This is a genomic window from Pseudomonas fjordensis (assembly GCF_976987115.1).
The window spans coordinates 4554165-4574034 of sequence record NZ_OZ336860.1 but is presented as its reverse complement, the minus strand read 5'-3'; the positions used below and the strand labels follow the sequence as shown (position 1 = coordinate 4574034).

21 protein-coding genes and 4 pseudogenes are annotated in these 19870 nt (G+C 56.8%); 12 read left to right on the top strand and 13 right to left on the bottom strand.

The annotated features are described in order from the left end of the window. Positions 1 to 248 precede the first annotated feature (248 nt). The 3 genes from tnpC to tnpA form a co-directional block, all read right to left on the bottom strand. A complete protein-coding gene (gene tnpC / locus ACWHXD_RS20905; protein WP_019818069.1) occupies positions 249 to 1805 on the bottom strand; it encodes an IS66 family transposase in 1557 nt (518 codons plus the stop codon). A gap of 81 nt (positions 1806 to 1886) precedes the next feature. Further along, on the bottom strand, positions 1887 to 2222 hold the full coding sequence (gene tnpB, locus ACWHXD_RS20900; protein ID WP_019719038.1) for an IS66 family insertion sequence element accessory protein TnpB: 336 nt from the start codon (positions 2220 to 2222) through the stop codon (positions 1887 to 1889). After that, a complete protein-coding gene (gene tnpA, locus ACWHXD_RS20895; RefSeq protein WP_019818068.1) occupies positions 2219 to 2551 on the bottom strand; it encodes an IS66-like element accessory protein TnpA in 333 nt (110 codons plus the stop codon). The genes tnpB and tnpA overlap by 4 nt, the downstream gene beginning before the upstream one ends. 150 nt (positions 2552 to 2701) lie before the next feature. Between tnpA and ACWHXD_RS20890 the strand changes: the two are divergent. Further along, positions 2702 to 2802, top strand: a pseudogene (locus ACWHXD_RS20890) (integrase domain-containing protein); the annotation flags it as partial. A gap of 7 nt (positions 2803 to 2809) precedes the next feature. Here ACWHXD_RS20890 and ACWHXD_RS20885 read toward each other — a convergent pair. Further along, complete coding sequence (locus ACWHXD_RS20885; protein WP_032896055.1) at positions 2810 to 3655, bottom strand: helix-turn-helix domain-containing protein; 846 nt, start codon at positions 3653 to 3655, stop codon at positions 2810 to 2812. An 83-nt stretch (positions 3656 to 3738) separates the two neighbouring features. On the opposite strand from ACWHXD_RS20885, the gene ACWHXD_RS20880 reads away from it, so the two are divergent. The 4 genes from ACWHXD_RS20880 (at position 3739) to ACWHXD_RS20865 (ending at position 8114) form a co-directional block, all read left to right on the top strand. Continuing rightward, on the top strand, positions 3739 to 4362 hold the full coding sequence (locus ACWHXD_RS20880; RefSeq protein WP_138762972.1) for a glutathione S-transferase family protein: 624 nt from the start codon (positions 3739 to 3741) through the stop codon (positions 4360 to 4362). Positions 4363 to 4488: 126 nt separating this feature from the next. Next, on the top strand, positions 4489 to 5832 hold the full coding sequence (locus tag ACWHXD_RS20875) for a SidA/IucD/PvdA family monooxygenase (RefSeq protein ID WP_138762971.1): 1344 nt from the start codon (positions 4489 to 4491) through the stop codon (positions 5830 to 5832). Between the two features lie 49 nt (positions 5833 to 5881). After that, a complete protein-coding gene (gene ectB / locus ACWHXD_RS20870) occupies positions 5882 to 7219 on the top strand; it encodes a diaminobutyrate--2-oxoglutarate transaminase (protein ID WP_238344582.1) in 1338 nt (445 codons plus the stop codon). After that, the gene (locus tag ACWHXD_RS20865; RefSeq protein WP_032896059.1) at positions 7209 to 8114 is read left to right on the top strand and encodes a DMT family transporter; all 906 of its coding nucleotides are present in this window, start codon (positions 7209 to 7211) and stop codon (positions 8112 to 8114) included. Before ectB ends, ACWHXD_RS20865 begins: the two co-directional genes overlap by 11 nt. A gap of 359 nt (positions 8115 to 8473) precedes the next feature. On the opposite strand, the gene ACWHXD_RS20860 is transcribed toward ACWHXD_RS20865, so the two are convergent. Next, the gene (locus tag ACWHXD_RS20860) at positions 8474 to 9397 is read right to left on the bottom strand and encodes an Abi family protein (protein ID WP_222615078.1); all 924 of its coding nucleotides are present in this window, start codon (positions 9395 to 9397) and stop codon (positions 8474 to 8476) included. 299 nt (positions 9398 to 9696) lie between these two features. Here ACWHXD_RS20860 and ACWHXD_RS20855 point away from each other — a divergent pair. After that, a pseudogene (locus ACWHXD_RS20855) lies at positions 9697 to 9849 on the top strand (transposase domain-containing protein); the annotation flags it as partial. Here the strand turns inward: ACWHXD_RS20855 and ACWHXD_RS20850 are convergent. Next, positions 9780 to 10790: pseudogene (locus ACWHXD_RS20850) on the bottom strand (zinc-dependent alcohol dehydrogenase family protein). The pseudogenes ACWHXD_RS20855 and ACWHXD_RS20850 overlap by 70 nt on opposite strands. Before the next feature lie 183 nt (positions 10791 to 10973). On the opposite strand from ACWHXD_RS20850, the gene ACWHXD_RS20845 reads away from it, so the two are divergent. Beyond that, entirely contained in the window at positions 10974 to 11873 is a 900-nt protein-coding gene (locus ACWHXD_RS20845; RefSeq protein WP_098952639.1) for a LysR family transcriptional regulator, read from the top strand. Between the two features lie 91 nt (positions 11874 to 11964). Here ACWHXD_RS20845 and ACWHXD_RS20840 read toward each other — a convergent pair whose 3' ends face one another. The 6 genes and pseudogenes from ACWHXD_RS20840 to ACWHXD_RS20815 all read right to left on the bottom strand — a co-directional run bounded on the left by ACWHXD_RS20840 (position 11965) and on the right by ACWHXD_RS20815 (position 14325). Then, positions 11965 to 12516 carry a hypothetical protein gene (locus ACWHXD_RS20840; RefSeq protein ID WP_032896061.1) on the bottom strand — a complete coding sequence of 184 codons (552 nt, stop codon included), beginning with the start codon at positions 12514 to 12516 and terminating at the stop codon, positions 11965 to 11967. 211 nt (positions 12517 to 12727) lie between these two features. Then, a complete protein-coding gene (locus ACWHXD_RS20835; RefSeq protein WP_032896063.1) occupies positions 12728 to 13093 on the bottom strand; it encodes a BrnA antitoxin family protein in 366 nt (121 codons plus the stop codon). Next, a complete protein-coding gene (locus ACWHXD_RS20830) occupies positions 13068 to 13277 on the bottom strand; it encodes a BrnT family toxin (RefSeq protein ID WP_098950790.1) in 210 nt (69 codons plus the stop codon). The genes ACWHXD_RS20835 and ACWHXD_RS20830 overlap by 26 nt, the downstream gene beginning before the upstream one ends. Positions 13278 to 13563: 286 nt before the next feature. After that, positions 13564 to 13698, bottom strand: a pseudogene (locus tag ACWHXD_RS20825) (benzoate transporter); the annotation flags it as partial. A 125-nt stretch (positions 13699 to 13823) separates the two neighbouring features. Continuing rightward, positions 13824 to 14171: a hypothetical protein gene (locus ACWHXD_RS20820; RefSeq protein ID WP_032896065.1), complete on the bottom strand. Its 348-nt coding sequence runs from the start codon at positions 14169 to 14171 to the stop codon at positions 13824 to 13826. Then, complete coding sequence (locus ACWHXD_RS20815; protein ID WP_164692209.1) at positions 14152 to 14325, bottom strand: hypothetical protein; 174 nt, start codon at positions 14323 to 14325, stop codon at positions 14152 to 14154. The genes ACWHXD_RS20820 and ACWHXD_RS20815 overlap by 20 nt, the downstream gene beginning before the upstream one ends. A gap of 137 nt (positions 14326 to 14462) precedes the next feature. Here ACWHXD_RS20815 and ACWHXD_RS20810 point away from each other — a divergent pair, with 137 nt between their 5' ends. Together ACWHXD_RS20810 and ACWHXD_RS20805 are read left to right on the top strand one after the other, a co-directional pair. Further along, positions 14463 to 15137 (top strand): response regulator transcription factor, encoded by a 675-nt coding sequence (locus ACWHXD_RS20810; protein ID WP_098950791.1) that lies wholly within the window; start codon positions 14463 to 14465, stop codon positions 15135 to 15137. Then, entirely contained in the window at positions 15130 to 16440 is a 1311-nt protein-coding gene (locus ACWHXD_RS20805; protein ID WP_138762969.1) for a sensor histidine kinase, read from the top strand. Before ACWHXD_RS20810 ends, ACWHXD_RS20805 begins: the two co-directional genes overlap by 8 nt. A gap of 75 nt (positions 16441 to 16515) precedes the next feature. On the opposite strand, the gene ACWHXD_RS20800 is transcribed toward ACWHXD_RS20805, so the two are convergent. Then, positions 16516 to 16956: a hotdog fold domain-containing protein gene (locus ACWHXD_RS20800; RefSeq protein ID WP_499084633.1), complete on the bottom strand. Its 441-nt coding sequence runs from the start codon at positions 16954 to 16956 to the stop codon at positions 16516 to 16518. A 134-nt stretch (positions 16957 to 17090) separates the two neighbouring features. On the opposite strand from ACWHXD_RS20800, the gene ACWHXD_RS20795 reads away from it, so the two are divergent. The 3 genes from ACWHXD_RS20795 to ACWHXD_RS20785 all read left to right on the top strand — a co-directional run bounded on the left by ACWHXD_RS20795 (position 17091) and on the right by ACWHXD_RS20785 (position 19783). Further along, entirely contained in the window at positions 17091 to 17708 is a 618-nt protein-coding gene (locus tag ACWHXD_RS20795) for a TetR/AcrR family transcriptional regulator (RefSeq protein ID WP_138762968.1), read from the top strand. Positions 17709 to 18048: 340 nt separating this feature from the next. Next, a complete protein-coding gene (locus ACWHXD_RS20790; protein ID WP_138762967.1) occupies positions 18049 to 19260 on the top strand; it encodes a YeeE/YedE family protein in 1212 nt (403 codons plus the stop codon). Then, positions 19250 to 19783: a GNAT family N-acetyltransferase gene (locus ACWHXD_RS20785; RefSeq protein WP_098950794.1), complete on the top strand. Its 534-nt coding sequence runs from the start codon at positions 19250 to 19252 to the stop codon at positions 19781 to 19783. The genes ACWHXD_RS20790 and ACWHXD_RS20785 overlap by 11 nt, the downstream gene beginning before the upstream one ends. Positions 19784 to 19870 lie beyond the last annotated feature (87 nt).

The window sequence follows — 19870 nt, the reverse complement described above, 5'->3', positions numbered from 1 at the left end:
TAGATTTATGACTGGTGTTCTGTAAGTCTATCGCTGTAATTACTCTTACAAGGCTTTGCGGCATCCCCCCTCGTAAAAATCGGCGTGACAAACACCGAAGTCACCCGCAACGGCGATACAGATAAGGGGGCTGCAGCCCACGCAATGGAGTGCACCTGACTGACAGTCAGGCATGGCCCGGTCATCGCTTCACGGCCTTCACCCGACTCAGGATCTCGCGGCGCCGGTTTCGTGTAAGCGAACGGGCATTACAGGTTGCGTAACGGCAGCCAGTTATGCGGCAACAACTCGGCGATCTCACTGGCGCGCTGCGTCGGCAGCCGCATCAGCACATCCTTGAGATAAGCATACGGATCATGCCCGTTAAGCTTGGCCGATTGGATCAAACTCATCAGCGCAGCCGCGCGTTGTCCGCTGCGTAACGACCCTGCAAAGAGCCAGTTCTTGCGTCCGAGCGCCCATGGCCGGATTTGCTGCTCGATGTGGTTGTTATCAATAGGCACCGCGCCGTCATCCAGATAACGTGACAACGCCGTCCAGCGTTTCAGGCTGTAATCCAGGGCCTTGGCGATGGCCACACCCTCGTGTACCAGCTCGCGCTGGGCGATCATCCAAGTGTGCAGCATGTTCATCACGGGGACGGCTTTTTCTTGTCGTATTCGTCGCCGTACATCGGGCTCCAAATCGCGGATTTCACTTTCGATTTCGTACAGCAACTGGATATAGCGCAGAGCTTGCTCGGCGAGCGTGCTTTTGTTCGTGGCGTGCAGGTCGAAGAACTTACGCCGCGCATGGGCCATGCAGCCGATTTCAGTGACACCGAGTGCAAAACTGGCTTTGTAACCACCAAAATCATCGCAGACCAGCTTGCCCTTCCAGTCTTGCAGGAAGTTGCGTGCATGTTCGCCCGAGCGGCTGGGGCTGAAGTCGTACACCACTGCGCGGATATCGGCAGACGCGGTGGTTGCATAGGCCCAGACGTAGGCCCGATGGGTTTTCTTCGAGCCAGGCATGAGCACCTGTACCGGCGTTTCATCGGCGTGCACCACGTTGTGTCCAAGCACCACTTCGCGCAGAGCATCAACCAGTGGTTGCAGTTGCACACCGCAAGTGCCGACCCACTGCGCCAAGGTCGAGCGCGGGATGGCGAGGCCGGCCCGGCCAAAGATCTTTTCCTGACGGTACAGTGGCAAATGATCACCGTATTTGGCGATCATCACTTGAGCCAGCAAACCTGCTGTGGGGATGCCTTTATCGATGACCTGCGCAGGAACAGGTGCCTGGATCAGGGTCTCGCAGTCCTCACAGACCCACTTGCCACGGATGTGTTGTTCAACCGTGAACACGCCGGGCGTGTAGTCGAGTTTCTCGCTGACATCCTCGCCGATACGCTTGAGGGCGCAGCCGCATTGGCAGTGAGTGTTGTCCGGTTCGTGATGGATGGGCGTGCGTGGAAACTCGGGCGGCAAGGCGGTGCGTTTAGGTTTTTGCCGAGCCACGGTCGGGGCTGGAGCGGGTTGCAACGTCTCAAGCTCGGCTTCGATGGCCGCGATATCGGCATCGATCACGTCATCGAGCAGGCTGGTTTGATACGGATTTAGCTGCTCGCTGCGCTTGGCAAACTTGAAACGCTTGAGCTGTGCGATCTCGTGGGTCAGCTTGTCGTTGACCGTTTTGTAGTGATGGATCTGCTTGTCCATGGACTCGACTTTTTGATCGAGAGTCTCGACACGCTGCATCAGCTGCGCGGCGATAGCGCGCAGTTGTTCAGGGTTTAATTGGTCGAAATCAGGAAGCAAAGTCATGCCGCCGATTTTGTCAGAACAGGCCAACACTGACGATAGGCTCATCGGACAATTGCACGGCGACGCTGGCCATGGCAGTGATTACATCAGGGTAATCGCACTGTTTTGCCCAACTCTTTGCCAAGGTAAACCCAGCACCAGGGCATGCAGTTGTTCGGCACCCAATTCCATCTGCGAGCCGTGCCGAGATCCCGGCCAGAAAAATTTGCCTTGATGCAGTCGGCGCGCCGCCAGCCAGATGCCCAACCCATCGTGCACCAGCACTTTCATGCGATTGGCGCGGCGGTTGGCAAACAGATAAGCACAGTGCGGCTGCGCCGCACCGAACACGGCCACCACCCGCGCCAGCGCTGTGTCAGTGCCGGCGCGCATGTCCATGGGCTCAGTGGCGAGCCAGATGGCGTCGATACGAATCATCGCAACAGGTCTCGAAGAAAGGTTGCACAGGCAGCAGCACTTTCAGTTGGCCAGTTCACTTTAACGGTGCCGCGCGGATGCTGGATCTCAACGCTGATAGTCGATGATGCCGATTGCGACTCAGTGCTGGCGAGTGGCATGGGCAGTGAAACAAAAGCGGGATGCAGCGCCATGCTTTTCTGCGTTTGCAGCCGAATCCACTTGTGGACGAGGTTCGCGTTGAGGCTGTGGCTCAGCGCAACGTTGGCAATCGAGGCCCCAGGTTGGGCGCACTCTTGAATGACTTGGGCCTTGAACGACCTGGAATAGGAACGGCGTTGTGGCTGCATGAAAGACCCTCTTAAAAGGCTAGAAGTGGTGTCCACTTAAATAGGTGGACACCATCGCCTTTGGCGGTGGGGTCAGAAAGGTGTGTTTGCTGGCCGGTTACGGTTTCGTCAGCCAATGCAGTCTCCACCCGCCCGCTTCTGCGCAAGTGAGCCACCGGCATGCGGCTGCGCGAGGCCATTTTTTGGCCGGCTTAACGCGCTTAAAACGTGAGGCCGAGCACTACGGCAAGATCAACATCCAAGATGGCACTTACAGGCTCAGGCACTGCTGTTACGGAAACTGCCCGGTGTAATGCCGACTACTTTTTTGAAGGCCCGGGTCATGTGGCTTTGATCGAAGAAGCCGCAAGTGAATGACGCTTCTGCGAGACTGGACCCGGTGCGCAGCAGTTTTTGGACCTGGGCGATTCTTTTCTGGATTTGATAGCTGTGGGGGGAGATGCCAACGCTTTTTTTGAACACCCGGATCAGGTAAAGAGGGTCGAGGTTCACCAGTTGCGCCAGCTCTTCCAGCGACAGATGTTTGTCGAACTCGTCTTCGAGCTTCTTCTTGATCTTTTGCACGGCGTGCTGCTCAGCCGCACTGACTGGTTCGATGGGCGCTCCGCTGCGCTCGAAAAGCTCTGTCACCAGATCCAGAAGGATAGTTTCCCGCTCAAGGCTGGGTGGGGATTTTTCAATGAGTTGATGCTGATGCAAAAAGATGCGGGCGAAGTCGGGGGCCTGGCTCAGAGCTGTTTGAAAAAGATGAATATGATCCTCTGAAAAGCGCCCTTGAAACACCGCACGATTGACCCACTCGGGGTCGATATAGAGCATTCGATACATCCAGCCCTCATCGTGGCCTGGCAAGCCGTCGTGGATCTCCCCAGGGGTAATGGTGACCACACTGCCAGCGACACCCATGTAGTAACTGCCGCGATAAAATAGCTTTTCAACACCGCTACTTATAACGCCGATAGCGTATCTGTCATGTGAATGTCGGCCGAAAGATTGGGTGCTATAACGCGCAGATAGCAACTCGCAGTCGCCTTCGGGTATACGCCAGAATTGAACAAAATCCTTATCTTTTTGAGGGGCTTTTTCACTGCGAATCCCGTCCATCCATTGTCCAGTTTTGTGCAATACGTATGAAAAAAAGGTCGCTAAATTTAGCATCTATTTCATAAAACAAGCTAGGGGATGCGATGTCTACAAAACTGGTAATTGGGGATTTTAATAAGTCGTCATGGTCATTTCGTGCGTGGCTGGTTCTTGTGACAGCCGACGTTTCGTTTGAAACCCTTCAGCTGAAACTGGAACAGAGCGACACCCGCCAGCAAATCCTCGAACACTCGCCTTCTGGCCGAGTCCCGGCACTGTTACTCAATGGCATAGTGATCAACGACAGCCTGGCCATCAGCGAATACGTTGCCGACGCCTATCCTGGCGCCAACCTCTGGCCCCAGGACCCGCAGGTCAAAGCACTCGCGCGCGCCGCAGCGGCGGAGATGCACTCCGGCTTCACGCACCTGCGCACACAGATGTCGTTCGGCCTGAACACCGGTGATACCCCTGAAACGCTTACCGCCCAGACGCGTGAAGAAGTCATGCGCGTGTTCGATATCTGGAACAACCTGCGCGCGCTGAGCGGTTCGAAGCAGTTCCTCTGCGGCGACTTCGGCATTGTCGATGCCATGTTTGTTCCGGTGGTATTTCGTTTCCGTCGTTATGGCATTGCCATACCGGCACAAGTGCAGGGATATGTCGACAACATCCTGGCGTATGCACCGGTACAACAATGGTTGAAGCTGGCGGCACAAGAAGTTTAAAGAACAGCACTACCGATATCGATTAAAGATAACGACAAACAACTTTTGTTGACCGCATGCAGGAAAGACCTCAGGGGCTTTTCTGCTTTGCTGAGTCTGACTTTTGTAATAAATGGGGATAAAGCTGTGAGCGTTCATAACGTTAATACCAGTGATTCAGGGCGTGACGGGCAAGTCTACGATGTCATCGGTATAGGTTTTGGGCCCGCGAACATCGCCTTGGCCATTGCCTTGGAAGAATTAGGCTTTGCCGGAACACGCCTGTTCCTGGAGCGCCAGGGCAGTACGAAATGGCAACCGCAGATGATGCTGTCGGGCAGCGATATCCAGAATCATCCGAGCCGCGATCTGGTGACGCCACGCAACCCGCGCAGCCGCTACACCTTCACCAACTTCCTGTTCGAAAATGATCGGCTTTTCGAGCACCTCAATCTTGGTTTGGAGTTTCCGCTGCGCAGCGAATTCGCCGAGTACGTGCGCTGGGTCGCGGGTTTCTTTGCCAAGGACGTGGTTTACAACCAGGCCGTGACATCGATTCAGGCAGACCCTGTCAGCAACCTGTATTGCGTGACTACGCAAACCGGGAGCAAGTTTTTTGCCCGCTCGCTGGTCGTCGCACCCGGGCGGACACCCGTGATCCCGCAGGCATTCACCGACTGCGCCGCCGACCAGGTTTTCCATTTGACCCAGTACCTCGGGCGGTTGGCGCAACTAGCGCAACAGCGCGAGTTGAAGCGGGTCGCGGTAGTAGGCGGCAGCCAGAGTGCGATCGAGATCATGCTGCACCTGCGCCATAGCTACCCACACCTCGAGATCATCAACATCCAGCGCGGCTACGGTTTCCGCCTCAAGGACACCAGCCAGTTCAGCGAGCATGTGTACTTCCCGTCCTTTGTTGACCAGTACTACAACAGTTCCGCCGAAGCGAAGAAGAACATCAACCGCCACTTGCATTACACCAACTACTCCGCTGCCGACGCCGACGTGATCTCGGAGTTGTATGTAGGCATGTATGAAGACAAGTTGCAGGGTAAAAACAGAACCACCATCAAGAGTTTCAGTGACATCCAGGCTTGCACAGCCACCGGCCACAGCTACTCGCTGACGCTACTCGACACCCAGGCCGGGACCACCGAACAACTGCCTGAGTTGGACGCTGTCGTGCTGGCTACCGGATTCCGCAACCTGGGCACCGGCGCCCAAGACGAACATTTCCCCTCCATTCTGCGCGACCTGGCCGAAAGCCTGGACTGTGATGCCCAGGGCGTGATTCGCATCGGACGTGATTATCGCCTGTCTGCGCGCGCAGGCTGCAACTTACCGGCGCTTTACCTCAACGGTTTGTGCGAGTCGTCCCACGGCTACGGCGATGCAGGCTCCTTCAGCCTGTTGTCGCTGCGGGCCCGGGAAATTTTCACGTCGTTGAGCGAACAACTGGGGCTGGAAGACGCCGCAGAAAAAATCGCCTGAGTCGCCTTTGATCGCACGCACCTCGACCCCTTATATGAGTAGGCCGTAAATGGAAATTTCAGGAATGGATGAGTTGGGTATATTTGCCGAGGTCGAGTCCCAGGCGCGAAGTTATTGCCGCAGTTTCCCCGTGGTCTTCGACCAGGCTCAGGGCAGCTATCTGTACGACCTCAAGGGGCAGGCCTACATCGACTTTCTAAGTTGCGCCGGCTCGGTCAACTATGGTCACAACCCTAAACCGGTCAAGGCAGCGGTAATCGACTACTTGCAACGTGACGGGATCCAGGCGGCGCTGGACATGCACAGCCGGGCCAAGCAGGAGTTTCTCTTCAACTTGCGCAAGATCATTCTTGAGCCACGGGCGCTGTCTTACAAAATGCAGTTCACCTCGCCCACGGGCACCAGCGTGGTGGAGTCGGCCATCAAACTGGCGCGCAAGGTCACCGGGCGGCAGCACATCGTCGCGTTCACCAATGGCTTTCACGGGATGTCGAACACCTCGCTGGGGCTGACCGGAAACCGCGATAATCGCCAACCTGGCGTCGATCCCTATGTGTTCCGCATGCCCTACGACGGTTACCTAAAAGGTCTGGATTCCGTCGAGTATTTCGAACGTTTGCTGAACGACAACAGCTCTGGCATGGATCTTCCGGCGGCGGTGATTCTGGAAACCATTCAGGGCGAAGGCGGGATCAACGTAGCGTCCGCCGACTGGCTGGTGCGCTTGCGCAAACTGACGGCTGAGCACGACATCCTGCTGATCATCGATGATATCCAGGCCGGTTGCGGCCGCACCGGGACCTTCTTCAGTTTCGAGCCGTCCGGTATCACCCCGGACATGGTCTGCCTGTCGAAATCCCTCAGTGGTTACGGACTGCCGTTCGCCCTGCTGCTGCATCGTCCAGAGCTGGATCAATGGTCGCCCGGCGAAGACAACGGCACCTTCCGTGGCAACACCCTGGCCTTCGTCGCCGCGACCAAAACCTTGCAGGAATTCTGGAGCGATGACCGTCTGGTCAAGCACATCCAGGCCAATGAAACACTCCTGAAGTCCTGGTTCGCCAAGGTCACCGAGCGCTTCGCTGTGCATATCAAGCAGGTGCGTGGGCGCGGGCTGTTTTATGGCATCGAGTTCTACGATGCGTCATTGACCGCCGCGGTCACGCGCGCGTGCTTTACGCGCCGATTGATCATCGAGCGCTGCGGCCCGCAAGATCAGGTGCTCAAGTTGATGCCGGCCCTGACCATCGACGCAGAAACCCTGCAGACCGGACTGGCGAGTATTTTTGAGGCCATGCAGCAGGTACTGGAATACCCCTCGTCCAGCGAATCGGACACGGATACAGATACGTTGCGCTTTACCAATGAGGTCTCCCATGTCGACTAATAACAACCGGGCAATCATCGAGTTGACCATCGGCGGGCTGATGCTCAGCCTGTCAGCACTGGCGGTGGCTTTCGCCCATATCGGCGCCGGTGGTGCCGGATTCTATCGGATGCTGATCGCCTCGATCCTGTTCTTCCTGCTCCTCAAGGTGCGCAAGACGCCGGTGCGACTCAAAAGCGCCAAGGCCCAGCTCTACACTGCACTGGCCGGAGTATTTCTGGCGATCGACCTGGTGCTGTGGCATCAGAGCATCTACATCGTTGGTCCGGGCATCGGATCGATCCTGACCAACTGCCAGGTGTTCTTCATGACCTTGCTGGGGCTGTACCTGTTGAAGGAAAAGCCCTCGATCTACTTCCTGATTTCCATCTCGCTGGCCTTCGTCGGGCTGTACCTGTTGCTGTTGCCGGAAATGACCAGCGGAGTCGGGATCAAAGGCGTGGTGTATGGGGTGCTGTCGGGGCTGGCGTATGCCATTTGCGTGTACTTCCTGAAGCTCAATACTCAGCTGCCTGATGGTGGCGGTGACAAAATTGCGCAGATGCTCAACTTGAGTCTGTGGGCAGCCCTGGTATTGCTGGTATACGCGCTGGCGACCGGGGAAAGCCTGGCCATTGTGGACGGACAAACCTTGGTGATGCTGGTGATTTACGGGGTACTGGTGCAATTCGTCGGTTGGTTGCTGGTCAATCGTTCGATCGGCGCCCTCAGCCTGGGGCTGGCCGGACTGATCCTGCTGCTCGAACCGGTGATCACTTACTTCATCGACGTCGCTTTTCTCGGCAAGGCAAGCTCCTCGCTACAGATCGCCGGCGCGCTACTGACTATCTTCGCGGTGTACATCGGCTCAATCAAGCCGCCGGAAAAGGCTCAGAACTTACCTGAGGCTATCTGACGGATGAGGGGGGGGGGCACGGCATCTGTGAACCTGGTTGCGTGCCGCCAATCGGTAAGCTACGTGCAGGCCTACAAGGTTTGCGCGTAGTCGTTTATATCCGTTGCAGCCAACTTCTCGGACCGGGCAGATCGTGCCAGCTCACAAATAAGGACGAGAAAAAGCTGCTGAATCTGCGGCTAATCGTTCTTGCGGGATCTTCGCTTCCTCGCGCATCTCAACGACTAGTGTTTCCGGGATCATTTGAGCCGTGTACTGGGCGTGTTTGGTTAGATCGATGTAACGCTATGCGCAGTGATAGCGCCTGAGGCGCGTGATGGTGCTTGTTATTGCTGACACCGGACGGTAAAGACGGGATTTCAGATGCCGAACAAATGCCGCGGAAAACCATCTTCAGAAGGAAGCCCGAGGGACCCGAACGGGCACCCAGGAAGGTTAGGTTTGGAATCTATGACATACGCAACATGTCGGATCCAGTCTGAGCTTGGTCCGATACGTTGTACCAGGAACCAGATGATAGCGATCTGTCCGTAAAGACGGGTGAGTGCACTGTGATCCAACTTCAACGTTTGGAAGTAAGGCTCTGCAGGAAGATCAGGAAGCGCATTCGCTGATACCTGATTCCAAATACGACTGTGATGTGCGCAGCGATTTCTAAGAGTGTTAATTTCTTGCAGCCAAAGCTTGAGTGTCCTGGTGTTCGAGACGCCCAGGCGCTGTGCGATACGGTTTTGGTGGTTGCCCTTGAGTATCTCGTAGTACTTGGAGAGCGTACCGAAGTCCCAGGCCTCAATGGCTACCCAGAAAGGAATCGCCTTGCGATTTCGTTTGTGCCACTCAATGCAGTCCTCTTGGCTGCGGGCAACTAGACCGTTTTGTCTTTCAAGCCACTCTAGCCAAGTGTTGCGTTGCCTTTTGCTTCTATCCGTCCAGTTTTGGGTCTGCTTTGGGACGATGAAACTGGGATCCGTATAGGCCAACGCCCCGTAATACCCGACTTCATGGGCAGTGACAGTTCGAACGTGGATCTCGATTCGCTCGATGGCATCAAGCATTAATTGGCGCAACTTTTTGTCGAAAAGGTAAAGGCTAAACGCGTCGTCGAATGTGGTATCGGGAAGGAAGGAGTTTTGTCGAAGGGGCTTTTGGGTCACATCGCAGAGCACAACATTCTGCAAGTTGTCTCGTACAAAATCCCGCGCCGGGAACCAGTAACCACTCAGACGGTAGTAGCCTACCTGAGCAAGTTTGCGTTCCGAACGGGCTGGGTTGGCAATGCCCATACCGCGTTCAATCAGTAACGCAACGAGGTCTGGGTAAGTCCGAAAGGGCTTCGGTGGCGAGAGCTGTTGCAACTGCCATGTTCCATAAACAAGAAGGCCCGAACATAGAGCTGGACGAGCCAGCCCCAGAGGATCGGGCGCTATTGGGTCCAATTTTCGGCTATCAGCGTCTCAGTGTCAATCGACTGGCAGCGTGCGTGAGTAGGCTGAGTGTATAGGACTATCAGCGCCTGAGAGCTTTGGAGAATTTATGAATTTGTCACTTTTGATTAATCTTGAGTGGGCTGGAGAAGGGCGGAGGGCATGATCCGCATGCTTATTTGAAGGCCGTGCTCACGCGCCTGCCGTCGCAGCGGGCGAGTGAGATTGAAGCGGCCCGGTCCTACGCGATTTTGATTACTACCTTGCCAAAGGCGCCTCTGGCCAAATGTTCGTACGCTTCGCGTGCTTGATCGAACGGATACACGTGGTCGATGACCGGGCGAATCTTGTGCTCATTCATGAATTCGTTCATTCGGTCAAATGACGAGCGTGGAGCAACGGCTATGCCGCGGATCGTTGTTTGCCGGAAAATCATAGGCATCAGGTTCAAGGCAGAGGTCTGGCCTGTCAGAAAGCCGATCTGTGCGATACGTCCACCTGCCTTTGTTGCAGCAATCGATTGATTGATGCCGTCACGGCCTGCCACATCCAGCAGGAGATCCACTCCCTTGCCGTCAGTGAGTTTCAAAACTTCCTCTGCCCACTCAGGGGTAGTGCGATAATTCACACCCGCAACCGCGCCCAGTTTTTTTACAGCTTCAAGATTGTCATCACGGCTGGAGGTGACGATAACCTTGGCTCCCAAAGCCGTAGCAATTTGTGCTGCAAACACAGAAACACCTCCAGATCCCTGAACCAAGACGGTTTGGCCGGCCTCGATCTGGCCATAATCGACGAGCGCATACCACGCCGTCAGAGCCGCAATGGGAAGGGTCGCTGCTTCCTCATCTGACATGTTGTCGGGGGCACGTACTGCGCTGTCTTCATGGATGATCATGTATTGCGCCAGACCACCAGGCAATGGCGAGCCGAAGCAGTAGTTGGGTTCATCTGGCCCAGGCATGCCGTCCAACCAACGTGAGTAGAGGTGTGAGTTGACCCGATCTCCGATAGCAAAGCGGCTGACACCTTCACCTACTGCCACGACAGTCCCCGCCGCATCGCTGATGGGGATCAGCGGCTTGGGCACCATGTGCGGTTCATAGATGCCGTCAACGATGGCCTTGTCCCGGAAATTGAGTGATACGGCGCCTACTTTTACCAGCAGCTAACCCGCTTGGGGCGCGGGGGGTTCCGTTTCGCCCTGCACCAGATTATCCAAGCCGAAATCTTTCAGAAGCCACGCTTTCATTTTCTGTCTCCAACAATTTTGAATGTGCAGGGGAGGAACGCTCCTCCTTTACGCTGAGGACATTGTTGAGGTTTCGCGGCTCTAGATAAATGTGCAGAAACCAACAGGATTGTTATCCTGATCAGCAACAATCATCCCGTTAACACGCTTCACGAGAAGAGACTTATGGAGCTTCTACAGTCGATGCAAGTATTCGCCAAGCTAGCGGAGCTGGGGAGCTTCACCAAAGTCGCTGAGGCAATGCAGGCCGGGCGCCCTCACGTCACACGCACCATTCAGGATTTGGAAGCCTCGCTGGGTGTTCGTCTGTTCCAGCGCACTACGCGTAAAGTAAAACTGACTGCTGAGGGCGAGCGGTTTTACGAACGCGTCAAAGAGATTTTGGCAACCATCGCAGAAACCACTTCCATGTTCGACCGTAGTGGGTCGACGTTGCGTGGGCGGCTTCGAATTGACATCCCCACTGCATTTTCCCAGCACAGTTTCATGGAAAGCCTCAGGAGATTTACCGAGGCATTTCCCGACATCGAGCTTGCGCTAGGCGTGACCGACCGTACGGTAGAACTCGTAGCCGAGGGCATCGACTGTGTATTGCGCATTGGTGACCTCCCGGATTCAAGCATGGTGGCTAGAGAAATTGGCACCGCCACCATGGTGACCTGTGCGTCTGCAGGTTATCTCCAAGCCTGCGGTGCACCCATAACCCTACAAGATCTAGTAGACCACCAATGTGTCAGCTTCCTTTCCGGTCAAAATAACAGACCGCTGCCTTGGCACTTCTCGGTAGACGGCGAAGATCGTCCACATACGCCTCGGGGTGGAATCACCGTGAATGAGTCGAATGCCTACGTTCAATGCGGTGTTGCAGGCTTCGGCATTGTTCAAGCGCCTGGAATTGCCGTTGAGACATTCCTCGCAAGCGGAGAACTGGTTGAGGTGCTCAAGGCATTTCGTCCAAAGCCTCGTCTGGTTTCCGTGCTTTATCCAAGCAGAACGCATCTTGCGCCTCAGGTCGAGGCATTTGTGGATTGGCTGAGGGAGCATTTTCCGGTGCTACACCCCAACTGGTTCACCGCGCACTAACCTTGGCTCATAGGCTGACTCCGCACCAAGACGGACTAGTGCAAGATGTGTTCGGTAGACGCTTAAGGTGGGGGAGCCGGACGGTTACCCTTCAAATCGAACAAGGATTGACCAGGTTTACGATGGAGGTCATCGTCATCCCCGCTCTCCCTCGCCCCGTGTCCCTTACATAATCCTTTTCAGTGCCCACCAAGGTTCGCTTTCCTGGTTGGAGCAGGGTTTCCACAATGAGCTTTTTCTTCGCGATATCCGGTTTAAAACTCGGCTCTACTGGCCAAATCTGCACGGCGTAGTCTTGGGTGAACAAAAACAGATTTGGAGCGGTATCTACCGGCGTTTGTAAGTGCGCGCACATGACGTCGCTGGCTTGTACTTCAACCATTGTTTTGTAGTGGGGCTTGTCGTAACTGGCCAATATCAATTTCGTGCGAGTCTGAACCCCCAGCGCTTCCTGAGGGTGGCAAGGCGTCACTTCTCCATAGGCGTAGGCGCACCAATTCACCTGGGTCATTGTGACGATTTCCTCAGGTTTTAAAGACAGATCTTTCTGGATGTTCAACCGGTCTTGCGGTTTTTCGTAGGGGATTGTCGTGCAGCCAGTGAGCAATGCGAGTGCGAGCAGAGTGATGAACTTGAAGTACATGGCTTTCATTTCCTATGAATTACATCGACCTGATAGAAACAATTTCCACAAAACGGAATTTTTTCCTGGCCGCCTTGGTAGCGTCTGGCTCAGCCAGGATACCGGGGAGAGACTCTTGCTCGGAAGGCGCGCTGCAGAGATGCAGGCTTTTTTTGCCTTGGATTTGGCCTGCATGGCGCGATTCGCAAGAAGCAAACTCTAGCCCTTCGATTCAGACAGGTTTGCTTTTTGATTTGGCAGGCAGTGGATTAACAAGCATTCGATTCAATTCTCCAGCGAGCGCTATCAACTGCTGTTCCAACGCTTCGACCTCTGAGACGCTGATGCCATTGTTGAGGACTTGCAAGGTTTTGGCTTGCTTCTTCGAGGCTGGCGCTAGGTTATAGGTGTCCTGGGAAACCAATGCCTGTCGCAGTAGATTGTTGATCACGGTCTGATAGCCGGTGCCTGCACTCTGGGCACGTTCACGGGCGGCTTCGATCACAGCATCGTCCAGCATGATCGTGATACGGGTTTTGCCTTTGTTGCTGGCGATGGCGCCGCGCTTGGCGTTACTGAAGTCGTATTCGTCTTTCATGGCTCAAACCTCCAGATACTCCGTTTGCGTCGGTGCCCATGATCACCCAGCGTTCTTCTCCGTGATCGTGATCTTGCATGGCCAGGGCTGCCTCGTCGTAAAACACCGGTTCGGCATCAGCAAGGCTTACGCCTTTATGCTTGCGCTGATTAGCGATGTTTTTGGCGTTATCGAATTGAACCATGAAAGTTTTCATTATGCATATTTTATATGTATAAAAAAGCGATGAATGGACGATCAGGCAGGATGATCGGCTGTGACGATCTATATCGTGCACACGCCATTTTCCCTCCGATCAGTTGGAGCTTGATCTTGCAGAGATTGCCTGCGGATTTCCGTGCGCAACGGGCGTCTGTTTACGTAGCCATGTTCTGTTTTCTTTGTCGGAAGGCGTGTATAGACATGACCGAATGTCATATCGAAGCGTTTGCGTGGTAGGCGGGCAGGGTTTGAGCCCAGGTCGTGGAGCCTCAGTTAGCCGCGTTCTCACGAGTATCAAGCTCCCGACGCGGCAACCGCCCATTAAGCACGACGTACGCCGCCAACCCAATCAGCAGCCCCCAAAACGCCCCGCCAATCCCGAGCAACGTGATGTTGGCGGCCGCAATAGGCTCGTAGGAGCGAGCTTGCTCGCGAAAAACTCATAGGCGCCGCGTTCATTCAGGGAGCACGCGTTATCGTTGACGTTTTTCGCGAGCAAGCTCGCTCCTACAGAGGTCACTGAACGGATCTAGAGCCTGCTCGGGGTTTGAATTGCAGGCAGGAGGTAGTCGAACCATTGCGCCAGGTTCGAGCCTGATAGCCGCTGCGCCTCATCGACCTCCATCGATTCATCCTCACCGGCGGTGTAGCACTGGTCACCGCTGCGCCTGTCATCGGGATAGACCATAAAACCACCGCGGCCGTCAGGGCAGTCGGGCAGATACACCGAGGACAGGTCGCGTTGCTCATCGAGGTGCGCATTCAAGCGCGCGATATAGATACCCATCGAAACCGCCACACCAATAACCAGCACCACGCAGGCGACCAACTGGCCGGTATAGCTGGCGCCAATCTCATCACGACGCACGGGCGACATCACACGACCCTGTCTGCTCAACGTTCTGGCCAACCAGAAACCAGCCATTGCCTCCCATGCGTACCAACTGCGTTTGCTGTGGAAGGATGCCCACCATCAGCGCGAGGAAAATCACGGCTAACAGCACCCCTTTGATCATCGAATACAGGTTCATGACGGTGACGAGCTCTGGATAAGAAGAGCCTTAGCCTAAGCAGCACGGGGTTAACGTCAGGTAAACATCAGGGGAAAGCGCCCGACTTCCGCTATCCTTCACACCGCTGCGCACTGCCTGCCCGAGGGGTTTTTTCCGTGCATATTCATCTGCTGCTGGTCGAGGACAACCTGGACCTGGCCACCACCGTCATCGAGTACCTGGAGATCAGCGGCATCGTCTGCGACCATGCCAGCAATGGCCAGGCCGGGCTCAACCTGGCGCTCAACCAGCATTACGACGTCATTCTGCTAGACATCATGCTGCCTCGACTGGACGGCCAGCAGGTGTGCGCAGGGTTGCGCCAGCAAGGCATCCAGACCCCCATCCTGATGCTGACCTCGCTGGATGCGTTGCCCGACAAGCTCGCCAGTTTTGCCGCGGGCGCCGACGACTACTTAGTCAAACCGTTCGAACTCGCCGAACTGGTGGCGCGGATTCGCGCCTTGAGCCTGCGGCGCAGCGGCCAGACCAGCCGCCTGCAAGTGGACGACCTGGTCATGGAGCTGACCACCCGCAAAGTCAGCCGGGCAGGGCAGGAGCTGCATCTGTCACCCATCTGCTGGGCCTTGCTGGAGCACCTGATGCGTGCCAGTCCCGAGCCTGTTCCCAGGGAGCGGTTGGAAAGCAAAATCTGGGGCGATGAGCCGCCCGACAGCAATACCCTCAAAGTGCATATGCACCGGCTGCGCAAGGCGGTAGACAAACCGTTTGGCCGGCCATTGATCCATACCCTGGCGGGTGTCGGTATTCAGGTAAAACCCCATGCGTAACGGCCTGAGCTTGAAGTGGGTGATCAGCGGCAGTTTCCTGTGCCTGATTGCGGTGGTGCTGGTGATCTACAGCAAGCTGCTGCCTGAATTCACCGTGCGCGGCCTGTTCTACACCGCCAGCGCGATGATGGAGGAGGAGGCTCAGTATTTTCTCCGGCACTACAAACAGGACCCGACCACGCCGACGCCGCACAATTACTTCTATACCAGCGTCATCGGCAAGGAGGCGTTGCCGCAGGACGTGCGCGAGTTGCTCACGACATCGCCGAGCCTGTCCTTCGGCGCGGTGAATATCTTCGGCGATCTCTATTCCGATGACGACGACGAGCCGTTCCAGATCATCCTCGAACAGCCCCTGGGTGACGGCAAAACCCTCTACATGTACGACATCGACCACGATAAGGAAGCAGGCGGGGAGGTGGAGACGCCGTTGTCTGACGCCTATTTCGATCAGGTCATAGAGAGTGTCAAGTTCATCAGCCTGGCGGTATTCGTGCCGGCGCTGATCATCATCGCCTTGCTGGTCTGGTGGCTGGTTCGGCCGCTGGGGCGCCTGGTGCAATGGTCCGGCACACTCAAAGACCCTGAGGCACTGACTGGCTCACGGCCGGGTTTCAGCTTCAAGGAGTTCAATATGCTGGCCGATGCCCTGGCCAAAAGTGTTGAGCAGGTGCAGGCCGCCAGCGAACGAGAAGGCCGCTTGTTGCGTTACACCAGCCATGAACTGCGCACGCCCCTGGCGGTGCTCAAGGCCACCATCGAATTGTTGGCCCTGCAATCGGGCGGTGCGCTGCCACCCTCATTGCAGCGCATAGAACGTTCGGTGATGAACATGCAACTGATCGCCGAGACATTGCTGTGGATGAGCCGCGAGCGTCCCGAGCCGCTGCCGGAAGAAGACGTTGACCTGAGCGAGCTGGTGGGCGAGCTGATTGAAAAACACCGCTACCTGATCGGTAACCGGGATATTGAGCTGAGCATCTACATCCACGACGGCCCTTGCCGATTGCCTCCTACCGCCTGCCGCATTGTGATCGGCAACTTCCTGCGCAATGCGCTGCAATACGCCGAAGAAGGCACCGTGGAAATCCGCTTCAAATACCCGCGGCTGATGATTGCCAATCACATCAGGGAGACAGGGCCGCAGCAGGAGTCCGATGATTTTGGCTATGGGCTGGGGTTGCAGTTGATGCGCGAGTTATGCGCAAAGCTGGGCTGGCAGATTGAGGTGATTCGTGAGCAGCAGCGGTTTACGGTCATGCTTGATGTGGTGAAGTTGCGGGCTGTGGAGTCGGTAGGGTAGAGGCAGGCTGTGCATTTCACCGGGTGAGTGAGCTGGCCTGCCTGCGCGGTGGCGGGGCACTGAACGAGCGAGTACCTAAGCGAGTTTCACATTCATGGTGATGTGGGCGGTGAATACCTTGATGCCGTCCGCATCGAACACCTCTACCGGGACGATCTTGTCCCCCGCGGTTTGCCAGTCGATCGCGCTGCCATCGGCCACGGCGCGGATATCGGTTTTCGCCTTGGCCAGGTATTCCACAGTCATGCCCTTGGGTATCCAGCGTGCGCCTGCGGGGATCGACGCGTCGGTCATCATGCCACCGGCCAGTTCGGCGGCGTTGCACAGCGCGATGGCGTGCACGGAGGCCAGGTGATTGGTGATTTCCTTGCGAAACGGCACAGTGACCACCGCATGGTTGGGTTTGAGCTCCGCGATCTGAGGCGTGATGGTGCTGAAGTAGGGGGCCATCTGGCAGGCCAGGTTACTGAATGCGGCGGGGCCTACGCTATTGAACATTCTCAGGGCTTGGCTCATCGAAGTATCCTCAGGGGTCAGTTACAGAATAATATTCTGTAACGGAACAATATTCTGTAAATTCCATGTCTGTCAACCTGAGCTTTCTCTGCCGGGCGCTCAGCCTATAAACTGTTTTGATTTGGCCCTCTTCCATGCACTCCACCGATCTTATCGAGCGCACCTTCCCCGGCAGGCGCAGCGACCTCAAGCGCATCATCCTGCGCGAAGCACTGGCGTGTTTTAACGAGGTGGGCATCGAGGCGACCTCTATCGAAACCATTCGCGCGCGCTGCGACACCAGCGTGGGCGCTATCTATCACCACTTCGGCAATAAAGAGGGCCTGGTCGCTGCGCTGTTTTTTGCGGCGCTGGAGGACCAGGCCAGCCTGCGTGACCACTATCTGCAAGCGGCGGATACCGCCCACGCGGGCGTCGTCGGGCTGGTGTACAGCTATGTTGAATGGGTGACTGAACAGCCGGATTGGGCGCGGTTTGTGTTCCAAAGCCGCTTTGCCGTGTCCAGCGGCCCGTTCAAGGAAGAGCTGCTTGCACGCAACAAACAGCGCAACCAGCAGTTGAAGGAATGGATGAGCGGGGAAGGGCGCAAGGAGCATTTCAGCCACTTGCCGGCAGAACTGATTCCCTCGTTGATTATCGGCGCGGCGGAAAGTTACTCGCGTGCGTGGTTGTCGGCGAAGGTCAAAAAGAGTCCATTTGAATACCGCGAACTGCTGGCTGAAGCGGCGTGGAAGTCGATCAGCCTGGGTTAGTCAGGCCTGCTCATCTCCTGTGGGAGCTGTCGAGCTTTAGCGAGGCTGCGAAAGCGGTGGTTCAGGCGATGAAAGTGTTGCCTGTGCCGCCGCCATCGCAGCCTCGCTGGGGCTCGACAGCTCCCACATTTTGAGCGGTGTTGTTGTCGGGAGTTGTGTTTGGCGCGGTGGCCCTGCAAAGCGTGATTCCACATACACCGCCGATCCCCTGTGGGAGCTGTCGAGCTTTAGCGAGGCTGCGAAAGCGGTGGGTCAAATAATGAGCCTTTGGGCAATGCCCACACCTGATCAAATTCCCTCTGAGGCTATACTTGCCTCCTTCCAACCAATCGAGATCCCCATGAGCACCTCTCTTTCCCTGTCGCCAGTGCGCAAGCCCGTCGCGCCACTGATCGCTTTTGTCATCCTGGTGGCGGGCGCTCTGTTCCTGCAAAACACGGTGGGCGCGCGCCAGGTGTTGTTGCTGGTGGTCGGCGCCGCGCTCGGCCTGACCTTGTATCACGCTGCCTTCGGTTTTACTTCAGCCTGGCGTGTGTTTATCAATGATCGGCGTGGCGCCGGCTTGCGTGCGCAAATGGTGATGCTGGCGGTGGCGGTGGTGCTGTTTTTCCCGGCGCTGGGCGCGGGCACTTTGTTTGGCCAGCCGGTGACCGGGCTGGTGGCGCCGGCGGGTGTGTCGGTGGTGTTCGGGGCGTTTATTTTCGGGATCGGCATGCAGCTGGGCGGCGGGTGTGCGTCGGGCACCTTGTTCACCGTCGGCGGCGGTAATGCGCGGATGTTGGTGACGCTGCTGTTCTTTATCTGTGGCTCGTTGATCGCCACCCATCACGTCGACTGGTGGTTTGCACTGCCATCGTTCCCGGCGGTTTCCATCGTCAAAACCTTCGGTGTGCTGCCGGCCTTGGTCCTGAGCCTGGCGGTGTTCGCGCTAATTGCAATGGTCACCGTGCGCCTGGAAAAACGCCGTCACGGCCAACTTGAACAAGGCGTACAAAGCGAGCACCGAGGGCTGCGCCGCTTCCTGCGCGGGCCATGGCCGTTGGTATGGGGCGCGATCGGCCTGGCGCTGCTCAACTACGCCACCCTGGCCCTGGCCGGGCGGCCGTGGGGCATTACCTCGGCGTTCGCGCTGTGGGGCGCCAAGGTGGCGAGCGGGCTGGGTGTGGACGTCGCCAGTTGGGCATTCTGGCAGATGCCGGGCAATGCCAAGGCCCTGGCTGCACCTGTGTGGGAAGACATCACCAGCGTCATGGACATCGGCATTGTTCTCGGTGCGTTGTTGGCCGCAGGCCTGGCTGGGCGTTTTGCTCCCAGCCTGAACATCCCGCTGCGCTCGTTGATCGCGGCTGTGATCGGCGGCCTGATGCTCGGCTACGGTTCGCGCCTGGCCTATGGCTGCAACATCGGCGCCTACTTCAGCGGCATCGCCTCGGGCAGCCTGCATGGCTGGGTGTGGCTGGTGGCGGCCTTTATCGGCAACGGCGTGGGCGTGCGCTTGCGGCCCTTCTTCTTCGCGGGTGAACGGCCCAAGGTGGCCTTGAGTGGCTGCTGAGCCGTGCACTCACATTCGCCTGGCGCGAGCGCAAGATGCCGGGTTATTACCCGCCATCGAGCATTGCGCTGCCCAGGCATTCCGGGCCATTGAAGGCCTGGGTTGGCTGGCGGATGCTGCGTCGATCAGTGTCGAGTGCCATCGCCAGTGGATCGCGCTATCGACCTGCTGGGTGGTGGTCGACACCCATGACCAGCTCCAAGGCTTCCTCAGCGCAGAACGTTTTGGCGACGACCTGCATATCCATGAAGTCTCGGTTGCCCAGCCATTGCAAGGCCAGGGCTGGGGACGCAGGCTGGTGGAAACGGCGATCCACCACGCACGCGCCCAGCAACTGCGTGCGGTGACCTTGACCACCTTCAAGCATGTGCCCTGGAATGCGCCGTTCTATCGGCGCCTGGGCTTTGAGCCCCATACCGATCAGCGCCTGGAAAATACCCTGGCGGATGAATACGCCCAAGGTTTCGTCCCTGGCAGCCGCTGTGCCATGGCGTACAAAGTGGTATGTCCGAATCCGTCCTGAAGTAGTCCTCCTCTTGCCTGTCGTCCTCCGAGCGTTGTCCTTACCATGGCTCTATCGTCTCCCCATAGACACAAGCCAGAAGGACAA